This is a genomic window from Microlunatus ginsengisoli (assembly GCF_039537205.1).
GTDB lineage: Bacteria > Actinomycetota > Actinomycetes > Propionibacteriales > Propionibacteriaceae > Microlunatus > Microlunatus ginsengisoli.
The window spans coordinates 19,837-43,242 of the sequence record NZ_BAABAB010000050.1; the positions used below are offsets into that span (position 1 = coordinate 19,837).

The following is a 23,406-nucleotide window of genomic DNA, read 5'->3' on the forward strand; positions in this document are numbered from 1 at the left end:
TACCCGACGCTCGCTCACCCACTCGCCCGTTCGCTCGCGCCCGGCGCCAGGAATTCGCTCACGAGGCTGCCTCGGGGTCGGGCTGCAGCAGCAGCCAGCCGTCGGTCAGGGTCTGCGGGCCGTGGCCGTAGACCGGCGACTCGGGCTGGGTGGTGGGCGGCAGCGACAGGGGCGGCTCGCCGGGCGCCACCCAGGACCAGAGATAGCCGGGCTCGGCCGGCAGCGGCAGCCGCAGTCCCAGCTGGTCGCTCAGCACCGGCCTGGTGGTGAAGGTGACGCCGAGACTCCGCAACGCGCCGACGTACTGGCCGGGCGGGATCTGCAGGCTCTGCGTCGGGAGCACGCCGCTGGTCAGGTGGATCGGTGCCCGGGGGTCGATCAGGGCGGTGAAGAGCTGCTGGGTCGCGCCGAGACTCGAGTCGACCGGCCCCAACGGTTTCAGCGCCGGATCGCTGCCGACCGCCGCCGAGGACAGCACGACCGTGTACGGATCCGGGTCGGAGGACTCGGGCAGCAGCGCGACCAGCCCGTCGTCCAGGTCGCTGTGGTCCCCGACGGTGATGGCGAACTGCACGCCGCCGAGGGCGGCGCTGGCCCCGGCCTGCCGGTCCGCGTACGTCGTCCAGGTGTGTTTGATCGCGTCGGTCATCGCGGCCTGCGACTGGTTGACCGGCAACGTGCCCCCCGCCGGACTCAGCCCCAGGGCAAACCGGACGATCGCCAGCGGCCGGCCGATCAGCACCGACAGCGCCACGTCCTGGGCGGCGTGGGTGGGGGCGATGAAGGTTCCGGACGCGTCGATGGTGGCCAGCAGATCGGTCAGGAAGTCGCCCGTCCGAGCGGACAGGAACCACATCAGCTCGGCCAGGTGCTCGTTGACCGGCCGCTTCGGCGGCGGCCCCGGCTGCGGGGCCGGCCCGACGTCCAGCGTCAGGTCACTGCGCGGGTTCTTGGTGTTGCCGGCCACGGTCTGATAGCGAACCGCCGCGCCGATCCGGACAAAGGATCCGACCGGGCGTCCGTCGGCGTTGTAGCACATCAGCGAGGTGTCAAGATGGTTCGGCACCAGCCAGCCGCAGACCGGAGAGCTGGCCGGCTGGTCGCCGGACTCGAGGAAGTCGCCGTCGATTCCCGGCACGGCGTCGTCGAAGTCGGCCGACAGCCAGTGCGCCTCGACCCGTGCCGGGGTGAGCAGCCGCGGCGGCAGATAGAGCTTCTGCGCGTTCGCGGTGTCGCCCGGCTCGGGGGCCAGGGTGCCGGCCGGGGTAACGCTCAGCGCGCCCGAGACGGTGTGCGTCGCGGTGTTCAGGCTCATCGGCTGGCCGAACACGTCCACCAAAAACAGCGACTCGAGCTCGAAGAAGCCGGCCCGCAGCGGTCCGAAGTTCCCCAGCGCCTGCGGCCCGGTCGGGATGGCCTGCAGCGCGTTGAACCCGCCGTCGTACCAGCTGTCGCCCGGCGTCGCGTTGGCGGCCTTCGCGATGTTGGCGGTGGGGATGTCGGGACTGACCGTCAGGTCCATCACCGGCAGCTGCGGGATGGTTTGGCGCAGCGTCTGGGCCAGCCCGAAGGTGTCCAGCGCCTGCGACATCACCCGCTTGCCGGCGAGGTCGTTGCGGGCGCTGGTCAGCTCCGGGTCGGCCGGATCGGTGGCGAACTCGGTCTGATAACCGTCGATCTGCTGGATCAGGCTCTGCATCGGTGTCTTCGACAGCACGACCTCGCCGCCGTAGTCGACCCGGGTGCCGGTGGTGAACCGCGCCGGCACCTGATAGCCGAAGTCCAGCGAGGTGGCGTCCAGGTCGAACGTGTTCGTCACCGTCGCCGGATCGTACGTCCCCTGCTGGCTGCCCTTCGGGGCCAGCGGATCCAGCTTTCCGGACCACCGCATCCAGACCGGCAGGTACGGGTCGAACCGCGAGGAGGAGAACTCCGGCAGCGCCTGCTGGGTGTTCCAGCCGACCGGGTCCGGGGCGTACGCGTGCTGGCCGGCATTGGTGAACGTCAGGGTCAGCGCGCCGGCACCGGTGCCGACGGTCTGGGACGGGTTCTTCCCTCGGGCGGGATTGGGCTTGACCCCGGTCCGGACCGCGCCGAACAGGCCGGGGCTGACCGGCGGGTCCAGCGGGCTCTGGCCGCCGACGGCCGTCGACACGTCTCCGGTCAGCCCGGACGGCGCACCCGAGCCGGCGAGCGCGGCCAGTTCGGCGCTGCGCTGGGGATCGATCAGGGCCGCCTCGCGCAGGGTCGCCAGCACCTCCGCCGGGACCGATGCCGAGATGGCGGCCAGGTCGGTCAGGGCGGCGGCCTCGAGGGTCCAGCTGCCGGCCTGACCGGCGACGGTGAGCCGGTCGACCAGCTCGGCGTCGGTACGGACCGCGATCGTGTTGTCCGGGCCGTTGCGCCGGGCCGGCTCGATCCGGTCGCCCTCGATCACCAGCACCGGATCGGTCGGCATCCAGTACGCGGGGGCCGGCACGGCGTCCAGTTCCCAGGGCGACGGATGACCCGGTTCGGCCAGCGCAGCCAGCGCGTCGACGACCTGCTGGTGGGCGGCGACGAGCGCGCCGGCCGTCGTTTGCGCGGCCGACGTGGTGGTCACGCCGGTGATCGCGCCGGTCACCGGGTCGGTCTGGTAGGTGATCAGGCCCGCGGCAGCGCCGGCGGCCTGGACGGCTTTCAGTTCGCCGGTCTGGTTCGCGGTCAGGAAGCCGCCGACCGCATTGGCCTGCGGATCTTTGGCGACCAGCAGCTGGACGTAGACCACCCAGTCCATGAACAGTTGCTGGCGCAACGTGACCAGCGCCGTCCGCGCTCGGTCGTAGGCTGCCTGGGCCTGGTTCAGCACGGCCAGCTGCTCGGCAAGGGTCAGCGGCAGCGTCACCTCGCCGGAGCTCGGCTGACCGGGGGCCGACGTGGTCTGCACCGTCCACAGGTGACCGCCGTCGACACTGGAGAAGCCCTTGTCGTGGCGGGCGCGGCCGAGCCCGACCAGCGCGTTGCCGTCGCTCTCCAGGTCGCGCAGCAGGCCCAGCTGCAGCGCCTCCAGCAGGGTCTCGTACGTTTCCAGCACGACCGGCTCGCCGGTTCCGGACGGCGCCGGCAGCTGGCTGGCCACCAGCGCGGCGACGGCCTCGGCCGTCGTGTTGCCCGCGGCGATCTGCACCTGGCCCGTCCACCGGCCGGACTTGTCCGAGGGGGCCAGGAACCCGCCGGGACCGTTCCAGACGATGTCGGCCAGGGTGCCGGCGCACAGCGTCCCGGTCGGCGCCGTCAGCGTGTCCAGGGTCGAGTCGGCGTTCAGCGTGAAGCTCACCGCGTCGGTGTCGAACAGCCAGCCGAACTCGTGCTCGGCCTGCGAGCAGAACACCTGGGCCGGGTTCTGGGCGACCGGCACCCTCTCCTTCGTGCACTGGGCGACGTAGGTGTCGTACGCGGTCGTCACGGTGGCGGCGAAGCCGGTCAGCGGGTCGGTGGTCTCGTCGGCCAGCCACCCGGTGACTGCGTACGAGGCCGCGAACGTGATCGCATTGCCCGCCGAGATGGCGGCGAACACCGAAGCGACGTCTTCGAAGGTGTCCCAGTAGCCGAAGACCGTGCGGCAGTCCGGGTAGTAGCCGGAGAACGAGGCCCCGGCGAAGCCGATCGAGGTGAGATAGAGCGCCTTCTTGTCGGCGCCCTTGTAGCTCGGCAGATAGTCGGTGGTCGGCGTGGCCGACGGGTTCCAGTCCGATGCGCCGACCACCCGCCCCATGTAGAGGTAGGGCAGCTTGCTGCTCGGCGCCTGCAGCGGGACCGCCACCGGCAGCCGGGTGATGCCGTTGCGGTCCGGGGTGGGCGGCTGTCCGGTCAGGTAGTCGCTCTCCACGATCCAGGCGGTGGCCTGCGGCGGTCCGTACGCCTTGCTCGCCGGGTCCTGGATCCGCAGCGTCCGGCTGACCAGCCAGCGGTTCGGCGCAGCCGGGAACCGGATCTGGCCCGTGGCGGGGTCCTGGACGCCCCGCTTGAAATACTCCGGTAGCTCCCAGTGCAGGTGGATGCCGGGCTTGAGCGATTCCGCGGCCGGCTGGTCGAGGGAGCGCCAGATCTGGTCGCCGGTGCTGGGCAGCGGGGTGCCCACCTGATACGGCAGCTTGTCGAACATCGCGGTTCGGCCGGCGAAGTTGCTGGTCAGACCGCTGTCGTCGGCATTGGACACCCGCAGGCCCGCGATGTTCAGCGGGACGACCGCCCTCACGATCCCGGCTCCGGCGTCGGGCGGCGGAGGAAGCTGACCATGCCGACCCCGGCCGTCATGGCGAAGCCGAGCTGGGCCGAGTCCAGGGCGGCCGGCTGTTGCGGGTTGTCAGCCGTGCCGATGGCCAGCGCGGCGGAGGCGAGATCGAGGACGCGGCTTCCTCCCGGCCGGAGCGACCCGGAGAGTTCGACGTCTAGGATCACCGGCTGCCCGTTCGACGTGCGGAAGGTGATGGTGCCGTCGGCGGCCCGGTCGAACGCGTGCACGTTCTTCGACGCGGTCGGCGGGGTGGCCGCGGGGTCGTAGTCGTCCAGGCCGTAGTGCAGCACCTCCGGCGGCTCGTGTACGTCGACCCGGTAGCCGTCGCCGACGAACAGGCAGAACAACGTGTCCGAGCCGGGGCCGAGCCGGTCCAGCCGCTTCACCTCCAGCGGCGCCGGATCCGGGTCGTCGGGAGTGTGGCCGGGCGGGTAGACGTTCACGCCGAGCCCCGGACAGGCCTGGACCACCGCGGAACGCAGCAGGAAGCCGTTCCAGCCGGGCGGCGGGTCGACCAGTGCGTCCTCGCGAGCCTGCCCGTCACCGTCGCTCTCGCCGGCCGGAGCGACCAGCCGAAGCACCGGCGGTCCGGCGGCCCGCAGTCGCGCGGCCCGGTGGTGGGCCGGCAACCGGTGCACCGGAGCGGCGGCCCGGGCCAGCGCGGTGATCGGGCCGATCAGCACGCTGTCGATCGCGACGCTGGGATGAAGCGCCTCGTTACCGCCGAGTGGGCCACTGCCGAGCGCTTCCGGCCGGGCACCGGAACCGGCGCCGGCGGCCGCGGTCAGGTCGCGACCGAGGCTGAACGCGCCGTCGATCAACGCCTCGATCCAGGCCTCGTCCAGCCGGAAGAACCGGATCGACTCCGGCGGCAGCATCTCCTCGTCCGGCAGCAGGTATCCGAACGGGACGCCGAGCAGGGTGTGCAGCCGGCCGAGCCAGTCCACGATCGCGGCCGGTACGGGCACCTGGTCGAGCGCGGCGGCGATCCGGGCCGGCTCGGTGAGCGCGGCCCGGACCCGCTCCGCGCGGGCGGCACGAGCGTACAGGGCGGTCATGGGGTCCTCCCTTGGGCGAGCAGCCGCATCGTCGCGTGCAGCAACGGCTTGCTCGTCGTGGTGTTGGTGAGCTGCGGATCGCCCAGCACCTCGGCCAGGATCTGTCGCTCGGCGGTGTCCACCACGGTCTGGCCGAGCCCTCGCTTCCAGGCATACAGCGCGGTCGAGAACGCCTTGTCCTGCAGCGCGATCAGCCGGCCGACCGTCCAGGCCGCGGCCAGGCTGGCATCGAACAGCCCGGTGGTCGGGTCGAAGACGAGCGCCGCGTCGGAGCAGCTGTAGGGCACCGGCAGGTCGGCGGGCGGGGGTGAGTCGTCCGGGGACAGCGGGCCGCGGAACCACGACGCGGTGGTCTCCCCGGTCCGGACCGTGTGGGTCAGCGGGGCGTAGCCGCGGGTCAGCGCGGCCCCGATCGCCGCTCCGGCTGGCGTGGCCGGCAGGTCGTTGCGAACGATCCGGAGCGTGGTGACCGCCGCGTCGGGTCCCTTGGGAGCGGGCCGCTGGTTGAGATCGGCCACCGTCGCGGTGAAGTCGAGCGGGTCGCCCTGGCTGATGAACGTCCAGCTGGCCAGCACGGCGAGCCGCAGGATGCCCGTGGTTGGCCCGCTCGGCGGCAGGAAGGGGGCGAGCGCCTCGAGGCTGACCAGGTAGGCGTGGCTGGTCTGCACGTTCTGCGGCAGCCGGTTTCCGATCACGATGGCGTACGTCCCGAGCGGGTCGGTCGGCGGCTCGGCCCCGAGCAGCGCCGGCGTCGCCTGCAGCGACAGCTGGCGGACGTGGGAGTTGAGGCCGAGGTCGGCGATGGTCGGCGCGATCTCGGCGAACAGCGCGAGCGGCAGATCGATCACCTGGACGGCGTCGCCGAGAGCCTCGCCCGGCTGCAGCCCGTCGGTGTCGGTGGCCCCGTCGAAGTAGCTGTGCGTTCCGGCCGGGAGCTTGCTGTCCGGGTTCGCGGCGGCCGGAAACAGGTCACCGAGGGTGACCTGGACGGGTTCGAGACCCGTCAGGTCCGGGTTCGCGGCCAGGTCGTCGGAATCGAGCGTGAGCACCGCCAGCCAGCTCGGCACGTCGGCGTCGACGGCGACCGCAGCATCGCTCTCGCTCTTGCTCTGGGGGCGCTGCGGTGAGCGGATCCAGGGCAGCACGGCGGTGGACAGCACGACGTGCGGCAGCACGGTGTGGAAGTCGCCGGTCGCATTCAGGGCCGGGAACAGCGAGGAGATCGTCCCGGCCGGATCGGCTAGTGAGAACCGGGGTCCGCCGACCGCGAACTCCCAGTCTCGGCTGACCGGTGCGGTGTTGACCGACGTCGTGTCGTCGGACTGCAGCACGTGCTGCTCGACGCTCAACCGGTAGACCGCGGAGTCCAGGCCCGGCAGCTGGTGCTGGACGAACGTGACCCGTTCGTCGGCCGGATTGGGCGGGGTCGGGGTGCTCATCAGGTCCGTCCGATCACGAGGGCTGGCCGATCAGGGCGACGCCGGGCCACGCCGACAGCGGGGTCTGGGCCAGCTCGGTCAGCTGGACCGCGCTGCTGGGCGGTGTGGTGAAGCCGAGCGCCTGGAGCTCGTCGAGCACAGCGACCCGCTGCTGGCCGACCCAGCTGTCGGTGAGCGAGGACAGCACGTCGCCGGTGTTCGGTAGGTCGGCCACGTGGGCGCCGCCGACGGTGATGCCCAGGGAGGTGCCGTCCGGGCTGACCGTGCCGCTCGCGGTGTACGCCGACGGCAGGGCCGCCGGCTGGAAGACGAACCCGGTGCTGATCCCCTCGGCGAAGATCAGCTCGAGCAGCGCCACCGCGTTGATCTTGTCCGGGTTGTCGGGAACGGGGGCCAGGTCCAGGCCGACCAGGGCGTAGGGCACGATCCGCTGGCCGTTCACGTCGCTGCTCGCCGTGCCGTCGCCCCACAACGCGGCGTTGGCGCCGGTCAGCTGCGGCAGTACGGTCAGGTCCGTGACGTAGGTCGACCAGCCGTCCCCGTCCGTATCGCGCCGGCAGAGGGTGACCGTCAGATAGGAGAGGACGCCGTGCTGGCCCATCGGGGCCACGCTCAGCGTTGGCTGCCAGACCTTGTCGGCCGACAGCGTCTCGGTGGTCGCATCGAGCGCGAGCCGCAGGTCCGTCGGCAACAGGTCGGTCAGCGGCAGGTCTCCCCCGTCGCCGTCCCCTGCCGCGGCCCGCAGCGCGGCGACCACCTCGCGGGTGTAGTCGGCGACGATATTCGGCAGCTCGGCCGTGATCGTCTCGCCGGCTTTCGTCTCCCCGGTGCCGAGCCGCGGATGGTTGGCCGGCACCGTCGTCCGGACCGCAATCCGGAACTTGTTGCCGTCCACGATCCAGTCCATCCCGGGAGTCGTGGTCGAGATCAGGCCCACCGTGACCGCGGCCGAGACGACGCCGGTCACGGTTGCGGGATCGGCCGCCGCCTCGTCGGCAGCCAGGGTGGCCCGGGCCGCCAGCCGCGGCGGCGCAGGCACCGGCGGCGGCAGGAACCCGGCGGCCAGCGACTCCCAGCCGACCGGCGCGGGCGGCGTGGCTGGCGCGCCGAAGGCGATGGTGAACGACACCACGTCCAGGTCGACGATCGCCCGGCCGCCGAACGGCGGACCCCAGATCTGCAGGTCGGCGCCGATCTGCAGCCGGATGCTGAACAGCCCGAGATCCACCTTGCAGCCGATCGCCACCCACGCGTGGGCGGTGTAGCTGAAGGGCGCCCAGGCGATCAGGAAGTCCAGCCCGGCGGTGAACCAGGCCGACACCGGGCCGGCCTCGAACGTCGCGACCAGCGCGATGCCGGCCATGAACGCGCCCGGGGTGAGCGCGACGTACGCCTGGCCGGTGACCTTGATCGGGCCGAGCGAGAACGCGATCCCCAGCCTCGGCACCACCGGATAGCTCTTCGGCTTGTCGAACGCCGGGTGATAGCCGCCGACGGTGACCACGAAGTCGCCCGCGTGCCCCCCGTCGGTGGTGTCCTTGAACCAGGCGCAGAGCGCGAATCCACCGGTGAGCTTGACGAATCCGCCGTACAGGTAGGACGCGGGCGACAGCTTGCCGATGATCGACAGCACCCCGGTCGACGGGGTGTAGGAGGCGACCACGTCGATCTCGATGTAGGCGACCGGTTCCGGCTCGCCGCTCGGCAGCGTGATCGAGCCGGTGCCGACCACGCCGATCTGGACGTCGACTCCGAAGCCGACCGACACCACAGCCTGGACGGTGATCATCTCGAACGAGCTGGCCGCGATCCCGGCCGCGACCCAGTACTGGCCGGCCTGCACCTCGAATGTCGACTGCAGCGCCGGCAGCACGTCGCTGATCACCTTCGCCGGATCGCTCGGTTGCGCCGGCGTCTTCGGCCCGGGCAGCAGTGCGTACGTCCCGACCTTGTCGATCTCGGGCAGCACCAGCCGCGAGTTGATCCCGAAGCCACCGGACAGGCCGGTGATCTGGAGGAACGGCGGACCGCCGATCGGCGCATCCACGGCCAGGTAGATGAAGAACATTGCCGGGTCCGCGTCCGGCGCCCAGCCGCCGACCGCGCTCAGGCTGAACTGCGGCACCTGGACCATGACCTCGCCGTAGAAGGCGTCGTAGGTCTTGCCGTCCTTGCCCTGCTGAGTGACCCGGAGGAACGCGCCGCCGAGCAGGATCGGCGGCCGGTCGAAGCTGAGCGCGAGCCCGTCCAGGCCGAAGGTCGGCGAGAACGTGGTCAGCGGCGAGCCGACGGTCAGCCCGGTCAGCGAGAAGGCGAGCGGACCGACCGCGACGGCCGCGTCGAGGGAGAACAGCAAGACGTTGTTCGCATAGCCGATGCCGACGCGGCGGAAGTCGAAGATGCCGAACTGCTTGTTCACGTCGACCCAGGTGATCGGGCTGGTCGACGTTGCCGGCGGCGAGGCGGCGGCGCGCACCGCCAGCTCGGTGCCCGGTCCATCGACCGGTGCGGCCGTCTCCACCGACGTGCCCTGAGCTTGTCGAAGGGCGGCCGCGCCACCTGGCTTCACCCCGGTGCCGATGTCCAGCGAGGCGTCGCCGAGGGTGAGCTTGCCCTGCAGGGCGATGCCGCCGGCCAGGGTGGCGGGCAGCTTGCTGATCCCGTCCGGCAGCACCTTGTTGATCTTGTCCACCTGCGGCGCGGTGAACGCGGCGCTGGCATACAGCGCCTGCAGGTTCTCCAGGCCCAGGCTGAGATCCGCCGGCAGCTTGGAGCCGACCACCGGCAGCTTGCTCAGATCGATCGAGGTGCCCAACCGCAGGCCGAACGCCCACAGCGTCGCGGTGTCTTTGTAGAAGCAGAACTTGACCTCGGCCAGGTCGATCGTGATCCCGTCCGGTACGCCGTCGGCCAACGTCTCCGACAGCGCCGCGACCAGCGCCTTCAGCTCGGTGGAGGAGTCCTTGCCGAGGTAGTCGGCGACGAAGATATCGGCGTCGTCGGTGAGGTCGAAGACCAGATCGAACCGGAGGTCGTCGAAGCTGACCGAGCCGCCGAAGCGGGCGCTATAGCCCTTCGTGCCGACCGATACGGCGGGGTCGGCCTTGTCCTTCTCGGTGGTCGAGGCGACATCGATGGTGGCGGTCAGCGTGACCGGGGTGCCTTCCACGTCCAGGGTGCAGGTGCAGCTGAAGGAGAACGCGCTGGTCGCCGTGGTGTAGCCGACGGCGAGCTCGGTCAGGGTGAGGCTCTTCAGCGCGGTCGGCACGGTGCCGATCCCGAACTGAGTGCCGAGGTCGCCGACCAGCGCGTCGATGGTGGCCTTCGTCCCGGGCGCGGTCCGGCCGGCGAACACCCAGCCGTTGTCGTACGTCGCCGACAGGTCCAGCACGATCCCGGCGATGCCCAGCTGGGCGTCGAAGGTGCCGGTCCAGGTTCCGGTGGCGTAACCGATGCTCAGCCCGATCTCCTGCAGCTGCAGCGGCCCGCTCGGCCAGACGCCCTCCACCACGACCGACGCGTTGTAGCTGCTGTTCGGCGCGTCGGCGCTGAAGGACGCCTCGTCGATGGCCAGCGTCGTCGGAACGGCGGCGGTGGACAGGCCGCACGAGGTCAGCATGTCGACGACCTTGGTACCCGGCTGGGCCAGCGACCCGGTGAGCACGATCGCGGGCAGCGTCAGCACCAGATCGAGCTGCAGCCCGATCACGGTGAGCACGCTGTCGATCTCCAGCGCGACCACCTTCGCGGCGGAGGTGTCGAAACTGAGCCGGACGCCGGACAGGGCCAGGTCGAACGCGTTCGGGTCGAGCTTCAGGTCGGTGAACCCGGTCTGGGTCTGCGGGCCGAGCGCGGTGCCCGAGCTGAACCAGTCGGCGAGCTCGACAATCCCCGGGAACGTCTTGGTGCCGTCGGGCAGCAGGGACGCGGTCCAGACCGGGGACGTACCGACGCCGATGCCGAGCGTCATCGCGACCCCGCCGACGCTCAGGTGGCCGATCACGGTCACCGACCAGGCTCCGGTGGTGATCACCACGGCCAGGTCGAGGCCGGTGAAGTCGACCACGTCGGCGATCAGGTGCCAGCTGCCGGTGGTCACGCTGACGGCGAACGCGAAGTAGGCGCTGGAGGCGGCGTCGTTCGGCGCGAACCGGATCGCGAACGACGCGGGCTGGAGGGTCGCGATCTGACCGAACACGTCCAGCGTCGGGGGAACGTCGAACGGCAGCTGACCGCTGCCCAGGCCGAGTGCGATCAGCTCGGTCGGGCTGACGCCGGTCGCGGGTCCGGCCAGCACGACGCCCCACGCGCCGGGCTGGTTCGCGACCGGGGTGACGACGACCGCGGGCGCGACGGTCTGGGTGATCGGCAGGGTCGCGGCGACGGAGGCGGTGGTGGCGTCGGCGGTGGTCACCGTGAGCGTGATCGAGCTGAGCGTGAGGGCCGCCCGGCCCAGCCCCTGGATCGGCCAGGTCGCCGAACTGGTGCCCTGCACGGTCAGGGTGTCGCCGTCGATCCGGACCGGCGTTGCGCTGACGTCGAGGCTGACGGTGCCGCCGGGCATGCTGGCGACGACGGCCGCGAGCGGGCCGAGGCGGGCGTCCGTCCCGGCCAGCCGCAGCGGGTTTCCCAGCCCGGTCAGGTAGGTCTCGAGGGCGGTGAGGTCAGTGCTGATGACCGGACCACCCAGACGCGCAGACCCGGGCAGACGGGGCGAGACGGGCAGACAAGCGGTGACGATTCACGGGGGCCTCGCCGTTGCAGGGACGTGTCGACGTTCCGCTGGCCCCGATCCAGACGCGCGTGACGCTAGACCCGCCGGAATCCCTACGTCAATAGCGATCTCAGGTCTGGAGCATAAAGTTGCGCACCCGTCACCAGCCCAGCTCCGGAACGTCGACGCTACGTCCGCGGGCCGCCGACTCCGCGGCGGCGAGCACGACGGCCAGGGTGCGCAGCGCGGTGCCGAGATCCGGCCGCGCCGGCCGGCCGCCGCGGACCACATCGAGGAAGGCGTCGATCAAGCTCGCGTCACCGCCGAGGCCGTACGGCAACTCCAGCGCGCGGCCGCTGCCGGCCTCGATCCCGCGGACCCGGGGCCGGAACGCGTCGACGAACACCTCACCCGCCGTACCGGTCACGTTGATCGTCAGCCCGCCCCAGCTCGGCGCGCTCGCCGACAGGCTCCAGGAGCAGTCGATCGCGGCGACCAGGCCGCTGGCGTAGTTGATCAAGACCAGGCCCCCGGTCTCGGGTCCGCCGGTCCCGAGCACGTCGGCCACGGTCGCACCGACCCGGTCGGCGTAGAGCATCCGGTTGGTGATCGCGGACACGCTCGCGGCGCGGGCGTCGGTGAGCGCGTCGATCAGGTCGGCGACGTGGACGACGTGATCGAACAGGGCGCCGCCGCCCGACCACTCCGGCTCGACGAACCAGCTCCGCTCGGCGGGCAGCTTGCCGTTGTTGGTGCCGCGAACGGCGACCAGCTCGCCGAGCTGGCCGGCACGAGCGCGCCCGATCAGCTCGCTGCAGGCCGCCATGAAGCGGACCGGGTGCGCGATCATGAACGGCACACCTCGGCCGCCGACCACGGCGGCGATCGCCCGGGCGTCGGCGGCCGTGGTCGCCAGCGGCTTCTCGCACAAGATCGCGGCACCGCTCTCCGCCGCCGGCTCGATCAGCTCCCGGTGCCGGCTGGTCTCGGACATGATCACCACCGCGTCCGGACGCAGGGCGAACACCTCCCGGTAGCCGTCGACGTAGCGCGCCCCCGCGGGCAGCCCGCGCGGGCCGCGGTCGGCCGCCGGTGGTCCGTCGGGGTCGCAGACCATCAGGTCTACTCCCGCGGTTTCCGCGAGCAGCTCGATGTAACCGTCGGCGTGGACGTGGGCGCGGGACAGCACGGCCACCAGCAGCGAATCGGCGCTCCTGCTCATCGGGCCGGCTCCACCGGCTGGCCGGAGCGCAGGGACGCCAGCGCCGCCTCCGCCAGCCGGACGGCCTCGGCGCCGTCCGCGGCCGTCACGATCCGGGCCGGTGGGGAGTCGCGGTCGGGCTGGAGAAACGCTGCCAGCTCGTCCAGATACGGGTCGGCGGCGGCGCTCCGGCTCGGCAGCAACCCGTCGGCGGGCTGATCATGATCGAGTTGCATGATCATCGGCTGCTCCCGGGCCGACTCGTGCTCGAGCAGCCCGCCGGTCCCGGCCACGCTGAACGACGTGGTGAAGCCGACGTGCTGCGCTCCCCACACCCCGGATGCGAGGCTGATCGCCCCGGACCGGTGCCGCAGGGTGACGTGCGCCGCCTGGACCGGCGCCGGTCCGCTGTCGTCATGCCGGACGATCGCCGTCACCTGGTCCACCTCGCCGGCCAGCCAGCGGGCGATGTCGAGGTCGTGGATCAGCTGATCGAACACGATCCCACCGGAGCGCACCGGGTCGCCGAACCAGGGCGCACGAATAGGGAAGCTGCCCGACCGGGTGAACCGCAGCACGGCCGGCGTGCCGATGGCGCCCTCGGTCACGGCACCGTGCAGAGCGGCGTACTCGGGGAAGAAGCGGACGACGTGGGCCGGATAGAGCCTTCGCCCGGCCGATGCTGCGGCGGCGACCAGCTCGACCGCCTGGGCGTACGTCCGGGCCAGCGGCTTCTCCACGATCAGGTCGCGTCCGGCGGCGATGGCTTGCATCGCGAGCTCGTGGTGGGTATCGGTGGGGGTGGCGATCAGGATCCAGTCCGATTCCGCCAGCAGTTCGTCGTAGCTCGCGCGCATCTCGGCCAGCCCGGCCAGCGTCTCGGCGCCGGCCTGCGCGTGGATCAGCACCCGGTGGCCCAGCCGGACCAGGTTCTCGGCGTGGATCCGTGCCATCACACCCGCCCCGACCACCCCCACCCGCAGGACGGGCCGGGCAGCGTTGGTCATGACCACGATCATGGACCCAGCCGCGCCCCAACCACCACTTCGCGCACGCTAGCGCGACTTCGCGCCCCCTCGACGGTACGCGAAGTCGCGGTTCGATGTGCGAAGTGGTTGCGGAGCCCTAGGGTGGTGCGCTCACGCGCCCCGCGCAGCCGGGATGTCCACGGATACCCGTCGATCTTGCCGCGTCGACGCGGCAACATCGTCAGATGTCCTGCCGGTCGACTGCTTGCGAGGTTCGACGCCGCCTACGGCCACTTCGCGTGCGCTAACGCGACTTCGCGCCCCTGCGACGGTGCGCGAAGTCGCGGTTCGGTGCGCAAAGTGCGTTGCGGCGCGAGTCGGTGCGGAGGTGGGCAGCCCTCAGTTGTTGCTGACCAGGGAGCGCAGGAAGAAGGTCAGGTTGGCGGGGCGCTCGGCGATCCGGCGCATGAAATAGCCGTACCAGTCGTTCCCGAACGGAACGTACGTCCGCACGTGCCCGCCCTCGGCGACCAGCCGGCGCTGCTCGCCGTCGCGGATGCCGAACAGCATCTGGATCTCGTAGTCGTCGCTGCCCCGGCCGGTCTCGGCGGCGAGCTCCTGGGCGGCGGCGATCAGGGCCGGGTCGTGCGAGGCCACCATCGGATAGCCCTGGCCCTCCATCAGGACCCGGAGGCAGCGCTGGTAGGACGCGTCCACCTCCTCCTTGGACTGGAACGCGACCTCGGCCGGCTCCTTGTAGGCCCCCTTGCAGAGCCGGATCCGCGAGCCCGGTCCGGCCAGCTCGCGGCAGTCGGCCTCGGTCCGGTGCAGATACGCCTGGAGCACGGTGGCCACCGTCGGGAACTCCCGGCGCAGCTCGCGCACGATCCGCAGGGTGGAGTCGGTGGTGGTGTGGTCCTCGGCGTCGACGTTCACCCAGGCACCGGCCTGCTCGGCCGCGGCGCAGATGGTCCGCGCGTTGACCAGCGCCAGCTCCTCGCCACCGGGCAGCGACTGACCCAGCGCCGACAGCTTGATCGACACCTCCAGCGGGGCCGGACCGTCGGTGGCGGGCAGGTCGAGCGAGCGATAGGCCGACAGTAGCGAGAGGTAGGCCCGCACCGTCTCCTCCGCCTCACCGGCGTGGCTGATGTCCTCGCCGAGATAGTCCACCGAGATGAACCGGCCGGACTCCACCAGTGCCCTGACCGCGGCCATCGCGTCGGCCTCGGCGGCACCCGGCACGAACCGGTCGACCAGCTTGCGGGTGAGCTTGGAGCGGCTGATGGTCCGCTCCATCCGATCCGAGCGCGCTGCGGCCAGGATCGCCGGCCGGAGCGGGTTGCTGAGTGTGAACGTCGTCATCGATCTCTCCTGGTAACAGCTCGTCGCGGGTGGTCGGTCAGCCCTGGTGCGGGTAGCGGTGGTTGCGCGGCGGGACGAACGTCTCCTTGATCGTCCGGGCCGAGGTCCAGCGCAGCAGGTTCTGGGCGGAGCCGGCCTTGTCGTTCGTGCCGGAGGCCCGGGCGCCGCCGAACGGCTGCTGCCCGACGACCGCGCCGGTGGGCTTGTCGTTGACGTAGAAGTTGCCGGCCGCGAAGCGGAGCGCCGCGTCGGCCTCGGCGATCGCCAGCCGGTCGTCGGCGATGACGGCGCCGGTCAGGCCGTACGCCGATCCCTGGTCGACCGTGGCGAGGATCGACGCCCAGGCGTCGGGCTCGGCGTCGTCGTAGACGTGGATCGCCAGGATCGGCCCGAAGTACTCGGTGCTGAACGCCTCGTCGGCCGGATCGTCGCCGATCAGCACGGTCGGCGCGACGAAGTAGCCCGCGCTGTCGTCGTAGGTCCCACCGGCGGCGATGGTCAGGCCCGGCGTGGCCTTGGCCCGCTCGATCGCGGCGACGTTGCGGTCGAAGGACTTCCGGTCGATCACCGCACCGCCGAAGTTGGTCAGATCGGTCACGTCGCCGTAGGTCAGCGCAGACACCTTGGTCAGCAGGTCCTCGCCCATCCGCACCCAGACCGACGCCGGGATGAACGCCCGGGACGCGGCCGAGCACTTCTGGCCCTGGAAGTCGAAGGCGCCGCGGATCAGCGCGGTGGTCAGTACGTCCGGGTCGGCGGAGCTGTGCGCGACCACGAAGTCCTTGCCGCCGGTCTCGCCGACCAGCCGCGGGTAGGTCCTGTAGTTGGTCAGGTTCTCCCCGACCTGGCGCCACAGGTGCTGGAAGGTCGCGGTCGAGCCGGTGAAGTGGATGCCGGCCAGCCGCGGGTCGTTCAGCGCGACGTCGGAGACGAGCGGGCCGTCGCCGAAGATCAGGTTGATCACGCCGGCGGGCAGGCCGGCCTCCTCCAGCAGCTGCATGGTGAGGTAGGCCGCCGCGGCCTGGGTCGGGGCGGCCTTCCAGACCACCGTGTTGCCCATCAGGGCGGGCGCGGTCGGCAGGTTGCCGGCGATCGCGGTGAAGTTGAACGGGGTGATCGCGTAGACGAAGCCCTCCAGCGGGCGGTACTCGACCCGGTTCCACACGCCCGGCGCCGAGATCGGCTGGTCGGCCATGATCTGCCGGCCGAACGCGACGTTGAACCGCCAGAAGTCGATCAGCTCGCACGGGGTGTCGATCTCGGCCTGGTAGGCGGTCTTCGACTGGCCGAGCATGGTGGCGGCGGCGAGCCGCTCACGCCACGGTCCGGACAGCAGGTCCGCGGCCTTCAGGAAGACGCTGGCGCGATGCTCGTAGGACAGCTCGCGCCAGGCCGGAGCTGCCAGCTGGGACGCCTCGATCGCATCGGCCACGTCGGCCGTGGTGGCCTCGTGGTAGCGGCCGATCACGCTCGCGTGGTTGTGCGGCTGGACGACCTCGTAGACGGGTCCGGCCGCGGTCCGATGCTCGCCGCCGATGACCTGGCGGATGTCCAGCGGCGTGCTCGCCAGCCGGTCCAGCTCGGCGATCAGCCGGGCCCGCTCGGGCGAACCGGGCGCGTAGTCGTGCACGGGCTCATTGACGGGCTGCGGTACGAGGCTGATGGCGTCCAACGCTGATCCTTCTGGGAGTGGCCGACGGGGTGGGATGTCATCTAGTGAACCCTGGGAGGCACCCCCGAGTCGTTGTCTGATCCGCTGAACTTCGACCACTCCGGCTGTACGTTTGGACAACGTTCGGAAGGAGCGGGACCACGGAGAACGCAACCACGCTCGGCTATCTGCTCGGCTCGCTCGGCTCGACCGTCGTCCGGCTCCGGGTGGCGCCCGCCGGGTCGGAGATCGTGATCCGGTCGGTGGCGCTGCTGGACGCCGACGACCTGGCCGTGGCCGAGCCCGGCGATGCGGCGGCCGATCTCTGCGTGCTGGCCGGTGTCCCGGCGGACGTCGCGCTGCGCTGGGTGGACCGGCTGGCGGCCAGCGACCCGTCCCGGCGGCCGGCGGCGCTGGTGACCAAGGAGGCGCCGGAGGACCTGTGCCGGGCGGCCGGCGAGGCCGGCATCGCCGTCGGCGCGATGCATGCCCAGGCACGGGCGGAGCTGGTGCTGTCCACCGTCCGCTCGCTGATCGAGGGCGCCGCGAGCCGGCAGCTCGAGCCGGCGGCCGGCGAGCCGTTCGCCGAGGAGTCCGATCTCTACGGCCTGGCCCAGCGGGTCGCCGCTCTGACCCGGGGACTGGTCAGCATCGAGGACGACCAGTCGCGGCTGCTGGCGTACTCCGCCACGGACGGCGCGGCCGACGAGCTCCGGATGCTGTCCATCCTCGGCCGAGAGGGCCCCGCCGAGCACCTTCGGCGGTTGCGCGAGCTCGGCGTCTTCGACCGGCTGCGGCGTGGCTCGGCCGTGATCGAGGTGCCGGCCGACCCCGAGCTGGGCTGGCGCCGGCGGCTGGTGGTGAGCATCTCCCCGCTCGACCCGGACGCGAACGCGCCGGGCCGGCACCGGGGACGCACCGCCCGGGCGTCGCTCGGCACGATCTGGCTGCAGGAGGGCTTCCAACCGCTCGATCCGGACGTGGCCTCGGTGCTGGAGGGCGCGGCGGCGATCGCGGCCCGGCTGATCCACCGGATCCGGACCGCACCGACCCAGGAGGCGCTCCAGGTCCAGCGGCTGCTCGGCATCCGTGGCGGCGGCGTGGACGTCCCGTCGCTGGCGTCGGCGCTGGCGCTACCGACGGCGGGTCCGGCGGTCGTCGTCGGCATCGCACCGACCGGCACGCACCTGCCACCGGTCGCCGACCTGACCGCGGCCCTGCGCCTGCTCGCCGGGGCGTACGCCCGCGACTCCCTCGTCAGCGGCACCGGCCAGCGGCTGTACGTCCTCCTCCCCCGGGCACGGCCCGGCGATGTCGGCCGCTGGGTCGGCACCGTGCTGGATCGGCTGACGAGCCGCTTCGGCGCCCCGCTGCGGGCCGCCGTCGCCGCGCCGGTGGCGGACCTGGCCGAGGTGCCGGCGGCGCGCGCGGAGGTCGATCGGGTGCTCGACCGACCGGCCGGGCCGGAGCGGGTGACCACCCTGACCGAGTCGCGGACGCCGGTGCTGCTCGGCGAGATCGCTGAGCTCGTCGGATCACGAGCCGAGCTGGACGATCCCCGGCTGACCACGCTGATCGCCTACGACGCCGACCGCGACGCAGCCCTGGTGGACACGGTCGAGCACTATCTGCTGCACTTCGGCGATGTCCGCGGCGCCGCCGCCGATCTGCACATCCATCCGAACACGCTGCGCTATCGGATCCGGCGGGCCGAGCAGCTACTGGGGATGAGCCTGGACGACCCCGACTCGCGGTTGCTGCTGCAGATCCAGTTGCTGGCCAGACGCCGCCCGGGAGCGGCAGGATGATCACCGCCGGCTCCCCCGATGATCACCGCCGGTCCGCACGCGGAAGGACACCCCGATGACCGAGCACTCCCACCCGGCGGCCGGTGCGTCATGGGGCACCGGCCCCGAGGCGATCTTCGTCATCCGGCACGCCGAGAAGCCGTCCGACTCCGGCGACGCGGCCGGCGGTGCGCACGGCACGCCGACGTACGGCGTGGACCTGGACGGGAACCAGAATCCGGACTCGCTGATCCCGCAGGGATGGCAGCGGGCGGGCGGCCTCGCCCAGCTGTTCGATCCGTCGACCCCGTCGGTGACCGGACCGCTGTGGAACCCGACCATGATCGCCGCGCCGAACCACGGCAACCCGCCCGAGCACCGGACGTACCAGACCGTCTTTCCGCTTGCCCAGAAGTCCGGGCTGCAGATCACCGTCACCGTCGACGTCGGCAAGGAGGCCGATCTCGCCGACTGGCTGCTGGCCCAGGACGACCAGACCGTCCTGGTCTGCTGGGAGCACGACCACATCCAGGACCTGACCACCGCGCTCGCCGCGGTGATCTCCGGCGGCGACGTGCCCGGGCCCTGGCCCGGGGACCGGTTCGACCTGGTCGTCGCCCTCGTCCGCGATGCCGCGACGCCGGGTTCCTTTCGGTGCGTGCAGGTCCCGCAGCTCCTGTTGGCCGGGGACTCGACCGCGCTGATCCCGCCGGCCTGATCACCCGGTCCGCGCAGCACTCGTTCAGGTCGGGGGCGGCCCGATCCGGTCGCGTGGCCGCGCCCGCCGGGTCCGGAGCTCGCCCGGCTCCTCGCCGGTGCAGCCGCAGGATCGCCGGATCAGCAGGTCGACGTCGAAAACCCGGTGAGTGGGGGCACGGCCGTCGAGGACCGCGTTCACCGCCGCCTCGGCGATGTCCGCGATCCGCTGCCGCGCGCAGGTGAGCGGCGGCCAGCAGTACTCCGACTCCTCGGTCCCGTCGTACGCCACCACGGCCAGCTCGCCGGGCACGGCGATGCCCAGCTCGTGAGCGGCCCTGAGCAGCCCGATCGCCTGCAGGTCCGAGCTCGCGAACACCGCGGCCGGCCGGCCGCGACCGCGCAGCAGCCGCAGCCCACCCTCGTAGCCGCCCTTCCGGCTGAACGGGGCCCGTTCCAGCGGCGCATCCGGCGCCCCGTGCTCGCGGAGCGTCCGCTGCCAGCCCAGTTCCCGGCCGTCGACCCAGCCGGTGCTGGCGGTGCCCATCAGCAGCGCCACCGTGCTGTGTCCGTGCACCCGGAGCAGGTGCTGGACCAGCATCCGCGCGCCGGCCTCGCCGTCGGAGCTGACCGTGGAGACGCCCTCGACCGGCAGTTGTGCGTCCAGATAGGTCAAGGGCACCGGGATCCGGGAGGCACCGGCCGTGATCCGTGGCGGACCCGAGATCGCGGACACCAGCAGTCCGTCGACCTGGCGGCTGGCCAGGTCCTGGATCAGCCGCGACTCCAGCTCGAGGTCGGAGTTCGAGCTGGCCACCAGCAGCGCCAGCCCGCGGCGGGTCGCCGACCGCTCCACCTCGAGCGCGAGCTCGGCGTAGAACGGGTTGCTCGAGTCGGGCACGACCAGCCCCAGCACACCGGTGGTGCCGAGCTTGAGCGCCCGAGCGCTCGCGTTCGGCCGGTAGCCCAGCATCTCGATCGCCTCGCGCACCCGAGCCGCCGTATCGGCGGCGACCGGGCGCGGACCGTCGTTGACGACATAGCTCACGACCGCGGTGCTGACCCCGGCGAGCCGCGCCACGTCCGCGCGCGTCACCACCCGCGGATGCTGGTCGTTCATCGCCCTCTCTCGGGTCGAACCGAACTGCTGGACATCACTCCCCTGGACCTCGGACAGTCGGCAAGTCTTCCATGCGTACGACCACCGCCGCGGCGCCCGCCGCGGATCGACGGCGCCGGTGGGCGGACCGGAGAGCGAGCGGCACCCACCGCCAGCCCGCCGACCCGCCACTGCGGCCGCCATCCGCGCTTCCACTTCCGCCGAATCGGACCGGAGTGGTAATTATCCGGTGGGAGGAGTCATCGGGCCGGTGCCCGGTTCGAGCGCGCGTGAGCGCTCGGGCCAGCCCCGTCCGTTCGGGCCGAGTCGTCGGGGTGGGTCGGGATGAGCACGGTGTTCGTTGGTCGTCGAGACGAGTTGGCGAGCCTGCACGGGCAGCTCGCCCGCGCGGCATCGGGTGTGCCGACGGTGGCGTTGGTCGAAGGCATCGGCGGCGCCGGCAAGTCGGCTCTGCTCGACCAGTGCGCGGCGGCAGCCGGCTCGGTGGCACTGCTGCGGGTTTCCGGGGACGCCGAGGAGACCGGCATCGCGTACGGGGTGCTCGACCAGCTGCTCGCCGCACTCGACGGCTCCGGGCCCGGCACGGGTCACCGCTCGCCGCGCCAAGACGGAACGCTCGTTCGGTCGGGCGATCTGCAGACGACCGGCGAGCATCTCCTGGGGGAGCTGCTGCAGGCCACGACCCGGCACCCACCGGTGGTGCTGATGGTGGACGACGCACACCTCGCCGATCGACCGTCCCTGGCGGCGCTGAGCTTCGCCGTTCGGCGGCTGCAGAACGAGCCTGTGCTCACCGTCTTGGCGGTGCGGCCCGACGGCGTTGCAGGGCTTCCGGCCGGACTGGTCAAGCTGGTCGACGCCGGCGGGGCGCGGCTGGAGCTCGGCGGCCTCGGCGTCTCGGAGATCCGCGAGCTGGCCGCGCGGTTCGGGCGTGGTCGGATCAGCGATCGGGTAGCTCGCCGGCTGCAGGAGCACACGGCCGGGAGTCCCCTGCACGTCCGGGCGCTGCTCTCGGACGGTCGGATGGATGCCCCGGACTGGCTGGCAGCACCGCTGCCGGCGCCGCAGCGATACGCGCGCCTGATCGCGGTGCAGGCGGCGCAGCTGTCGGCGGCCGCCAGAGGTCTGGCGCTGGCCGCGTCGGTTCTGGGCTTCCGATCCGACCTGCGCGTGGCGGCAACCGTCGCGCGCCTGGAGGATCCGCTGAGCGCGGTGGACGAGCTCCACCGGTCGGGATTCCTCCGCCTCGTCCGCACGCCGGAGCGGACCGAGCTCGTGTTCGAGCACATGCTGATCCGGTCGGCGCTGCTCGAGGACTGCGGACCGGCGGAGCTGGCCGCGCTGCACCTGGCCGCGGCGGAGGCGACCTCCGGCGCGGACGCGCTGTTCCACCGCGCCCAGGCCACGGCTGCCCCGGATCCGCGGCTGGCGGCCGATCTGCTCGACCTGGCCCGGGCCGACGTCGCCCGCGGCAGCTGGCGAACGGCGGCCAACGCGTTGCTCGCGGCGGCGCGGCTGGAAAGCGACGCGGACCGCCGCGACTCGGCCCTGATCCGCGGGGTCTATGCCCTGCTGGTGGCCGGCGACCTGGCGGTCGCCCGCAGCTACCGTGAGCTCATCGCCGGGCTACCGCCGACGCCGCGGCGAGCGCAGGTCGAGGCCCTGATGGCGTGGCAGTCCGGTGACTTCGCCGAGGCCGAGGCCGTCGCGGTCCGCGGGTGGTCGGCTGCGAGCGAGCTCGAGCCGCTCGAGCGCGACCGGATGGCCGGGCTGATCGCCCAGATGTGCATCTGGCAGGGGCGCAACGTCGAGGCCATCGAGTGGTCGGAGGCTTCGCTGCACAGCGGCCTGCTCGACAGCCGCGGGCAGGCCATGACGCTTGCCACCCTGGTGGGCGCGATGGCCCTCGAGGGCCGGGCGCCGGAGGCGATGCGGCTGCTGCCGACCGACGGCGATCTGGCGGACGCGGGCTACCGGGAACTCGTCGGCATGCGCGGCATCCTCGAGCTGCTCGGCGACGAGCCGGCCGGCGCCGCCGACAGACTGCGGATCCGGCTACGGCCGAATCTCGCGGACCACCGGCGGGAGAAGGCTCCCGCCGAAGTGTTGTCGGCGACCGGACCGGACGGCATCGAGCCGAACAAGATGATGGTCTTGTTGTTCCTGGCCGACGCGGAGTTCCGGCGCGGCCGCTGGGATGTCTCCGCAGCGATCGCCGACCAGGTGCTGGCGCTGGCCGAGGACACCGATCAGTCCTGGATCATGCCGTGGGCGCACGCCCAAGCCGCCCTCGTGCCGGCGAGCCGTGGCCAGTGGTCCGAGGCCGAGGCGTTGTTGGCGGCCGCCGAGCTGGGCGCGGCGCGCCTGGGCGGCGAGTTCAACTGTGTCTATGCCGCCAACGCCGCCGCGCACCTCGCGGCGTGCCGCGGGCAGCCGGATCGGGTCGTGGCCGCGGCCGATCGGCTGCGCAGCGCGGGCACCCCGTTCCGCAAGGAGCCGGGCATGTACTGCTGGCCGGTGCACTTCGCGGATGCGTTGCTGGCGCTGCACCGCGACGCCGAGGCGGAGGCCGTCATCGACGAGTGGTCAGCGACGGCTCAGGCTCTGGGCCGTCGATCCCGGCTGGCCGCGCTGTCGCGCGTGCGCGGCGATCTCGCAGTGCAGCGCCGAGACCTCTCAGCGGCGCGCGCCGCCTATGACGTGGCGCTCGAGCTGGGGGACGACGATTGCGAGGTGCTCCAGCGCGCCATGGTGTTCGCCAGCCGCGGCCGGTTCCTGCGCCGGCGAGGCGAGCGGCGGGCGGCGATCTCCGATCTCTGCGAGGCGGAGCAGAGGTTCAGATCGCTCGGCGCCGCACCGTTCCTGGAGAACCTGCGGTCCGAGCTCGCGGCCTGCGGCGTCGAGGCCGGGACCCGCGCCGACGACACCGGTCGGCTGTCGGCCCTGACGCCGCAGGAGAACGCCGTGGCGCGGCTCGTGGCGGCGGGCCGGAGCAATCGAGAGATCGCGGAGCTGCTGGTCTTGAGCCCCAAGACGGTCGCCTACCACCTCAGCCACGTCTACGCGAAGCTCGGGATCCGCTCGCGGGCAGAGCTCGCCGCAAGCCGGCCGTTCACGTCCTAGCGCCGCGC

General features: G+C 72.1%; 12 protein-coding genes. 3 read left to right on the top strand and 9 right to left on the bottom strand.

Features of this window, described 5'->3' with window-relative positions; translation table 11 throughout:
- Positions 1-58: 58 nt before the first annotated feature.
- The 8 genes from ABD747_RS23480 to pruA all read right to left on the bottom strand — a co-directional run bounded on the left by ABD747_RS23480 (position 59) and on the right by pruA (position 16,693).
- Positions 59-4,237, bottom strand: coding sequence for a hypothetical protein (locus ABD747_RS23480; protein ID WP_344809259.1), 4,179 nt, complete (start codon positions 4,235-4,237; stop codon positions 59-61).
- A complete protein-coding gene (locus ABD747_RS23485; protein WP_344809261.1) occupies positions 4,234-5,334 on the bottom strand; it encodes a hypothetical protein in 1,101 nt (366 codons plus the stop codon). The genes ABD747_RS23480 and ABD747_RS23485 overlap by 4 nt, the downstream gene beginning before the upstream one ends.
- Complete coding sequence (locus ABD747_RS23490) at positions 5,331-6,773, bottom strand: hypothetical protein (protein WP_344809263.1); 1,443 nt, start codon at positions 6,771-6,773, stop codon at positions 5,331-5,333. The genes ABD747_RS23485 and ABD747_RS23490 overlap by 4 nt, the downstream gene beginning before the upstream one ends.
- A 13-nt stretch (positions 6,774-6,786) precedes the next feature.
- Entirely contained in the window at positions 6,787-11,337 is a 4,551-nt protein-coding gene (locus tag ABD747_RS23495) for a DUF6603 domain-containing protein (RefSeq protein ID WP_344809265.1), read from the bottom strand.
- A gap of 310 nt (positions 11,338-11,647) precedes the next feature.
- The gene (locus tag ABD747_RS23500) at positions 11,648-12,709 is read right to left on the bottom strand and encodes a Gfo/Idh/MocA family protein (protein WP_344809267.1); all 1,062 of its coding nucleotides are present in this window, start codon (positions 12,707-12,709) and stop codon (positions 11,648-11,650) included.
- The gene (locus ABD747_RS23505; protein ID WP_344809269.1) at positions 12,706-13,695 is read right to left on the bottom strand and encodes a Gfo/Idh/MocA family protein; all 990 of its coding nucleotides are present in this window, start codon (positions 13,693-13,695) and stop codon (positions 12,706-12,708) included. The genes ABD747_RS23500 and ABD747_RS23505 overlap by 4 nt, the downstream gene beginning before the upstream one ends.
- 360 nt (positions 13,696-14,055) lie before the next feature.
- The gene (locus tag ABD747_RS23510; protein ID WP_344809271.1) at positions 14,056-15,021 is read right to left on the bottom strand and encodes a proline dehydrogenase family protein; all 966 of its coding nucleotides are present in this window, start codon (positions 15,019-15,021) and stop codon (positions 14,056-14,058) included.
- A 37-nt stretch (positions 15,022-15,058) separates the two neighbouring features.
- Complete coding sequence (gene pruA / locus ABD747_RS23515; protein ID WP_344809273.1) at positions 15,059-16,693, bottom strand: L-glutamate gamma-semialdehyde dehydrogenase; 1,635 nt, start codon at positions 16,691-16,693, stop codon at positions 15,059-15,061.
- Between the two features lie 206 nt (positions 16,694-16,899).
- Here pruA and ABD747_RS23520 point away from each other — a divergent pair, with 206 nt between their 5' ends.
- Complete coding sequence (locus ABD747_RS23520) at positions 16,900-18,480, top strand: PucR family transcriptional regulator (RefSeq protein ID WP_344809275.1); 1,581 nt, start codon at positions 16,900-16,902, stop codon at positions 18,478-18,480.
- Between the two features lie 55 nt (positions 18,481-18,535).
- Entirely contained in the window at positions 18,536-19,177 is a 642-nt protein-coding gene (locus tag ABD747_RS23525; RefSeq protein ID WP_344809277.1) for a hypothetical protein, read from the top strand.
- A 24-nt stretch (positions 19,178-19,201) separates the two neighbouring features.
- Here the strand turns inward: ABD747_RS23525 and ABD747_RS23530 are convergent, their stop codons facing one another.
- Positions 19,202-20,254 (bottom strand): LacI family DNA-binding transcriptional regulator, encoded by a 1,053-nt coding sequence (locus ABD747_RS23530; protein WP_344809279.1) that lies wholly within the window; start codon positions 20,252-20,254, stop codon positions 19,202-19,204.
- Positions 20,255-20,599: 345 nt separating this feature from the next.
- Between ABD747_RS23530 and ABD747_RS23535 the strand changes: the two genes are divergently transcribed.
- Complete coding sequence (locus tag ABD747_RS23535; protein ID WP_344809281.1) at positions 20,600-23,398, top strand: helix-turn-helix transcriptional regulator; 2,799 nt, start codon at positions 20,600-20,602, stop codon at positions 23,396-23,398.
- Positions 23,399-23,406 lie beyond the last annotated feature (8 nt).

Bases quoted from the DNA above. Each gene is read 5' to 3' on its own strand.
- ABD747_RS23500 (WP_344809267.1), bottom strand. From the start codon at position 12,709: ATGAGCAGGAGCGCCGATTCGCTGCTGGTGGCCGTGCTGTCCCGCGCC.
- ABD747_RS23505 (WP_344809269.1), bottom strand. From the start codon at position 13,695: ATGACCAACGCTGCCCGGCCCGTCCTGCGGGTGGGGGTGGTCGGGGCG.
- ABD747_RS23535 (WP_344809281.1), top strand. From the start codon at position 20,600: ATGAGCACGGTGTTCGTTGGTCGTCGAGACGAGTTGGCGAGCCTGCAC.
- ABD747_RS23510 (WP_344809271.1), bottom strand. From the start codon at position 15,021: ATGACGACGTTCACACTCAGCAACCCGCTCCGGCCGGCGATCCTGGCC.
- ABD747_RS23490 (WP_344809263.1), bottom strand. From the start codon at position 6,773: ATGAGCACCCCGACCCCGCCCAATCCGGCCGACGAACGGGTCACGTTC.
- ABD747_RS23495 (WP_344809265.1), bottom strand. From the start codon at position 11,337: ATGCCCGGCGGCACCGTCAGCCTCGACGTCAGCGCAACGCCGGTCCGG.
- ABD747_RS23485 (WP_344809261.1), bottom strand. From the start codon at position 5,334: ATGACCGCCCTGTACGCTCGTGCCGCCCGCGCGGAGCGGGTCCGGGCC.
- ABD747_RS23525 (WP_344809277.1), top strand. From the start codon at position 18,536: ATGACCGAGCACTCCCACCCGGCGGCCGGTGCGTCATGGGGCACCGGC.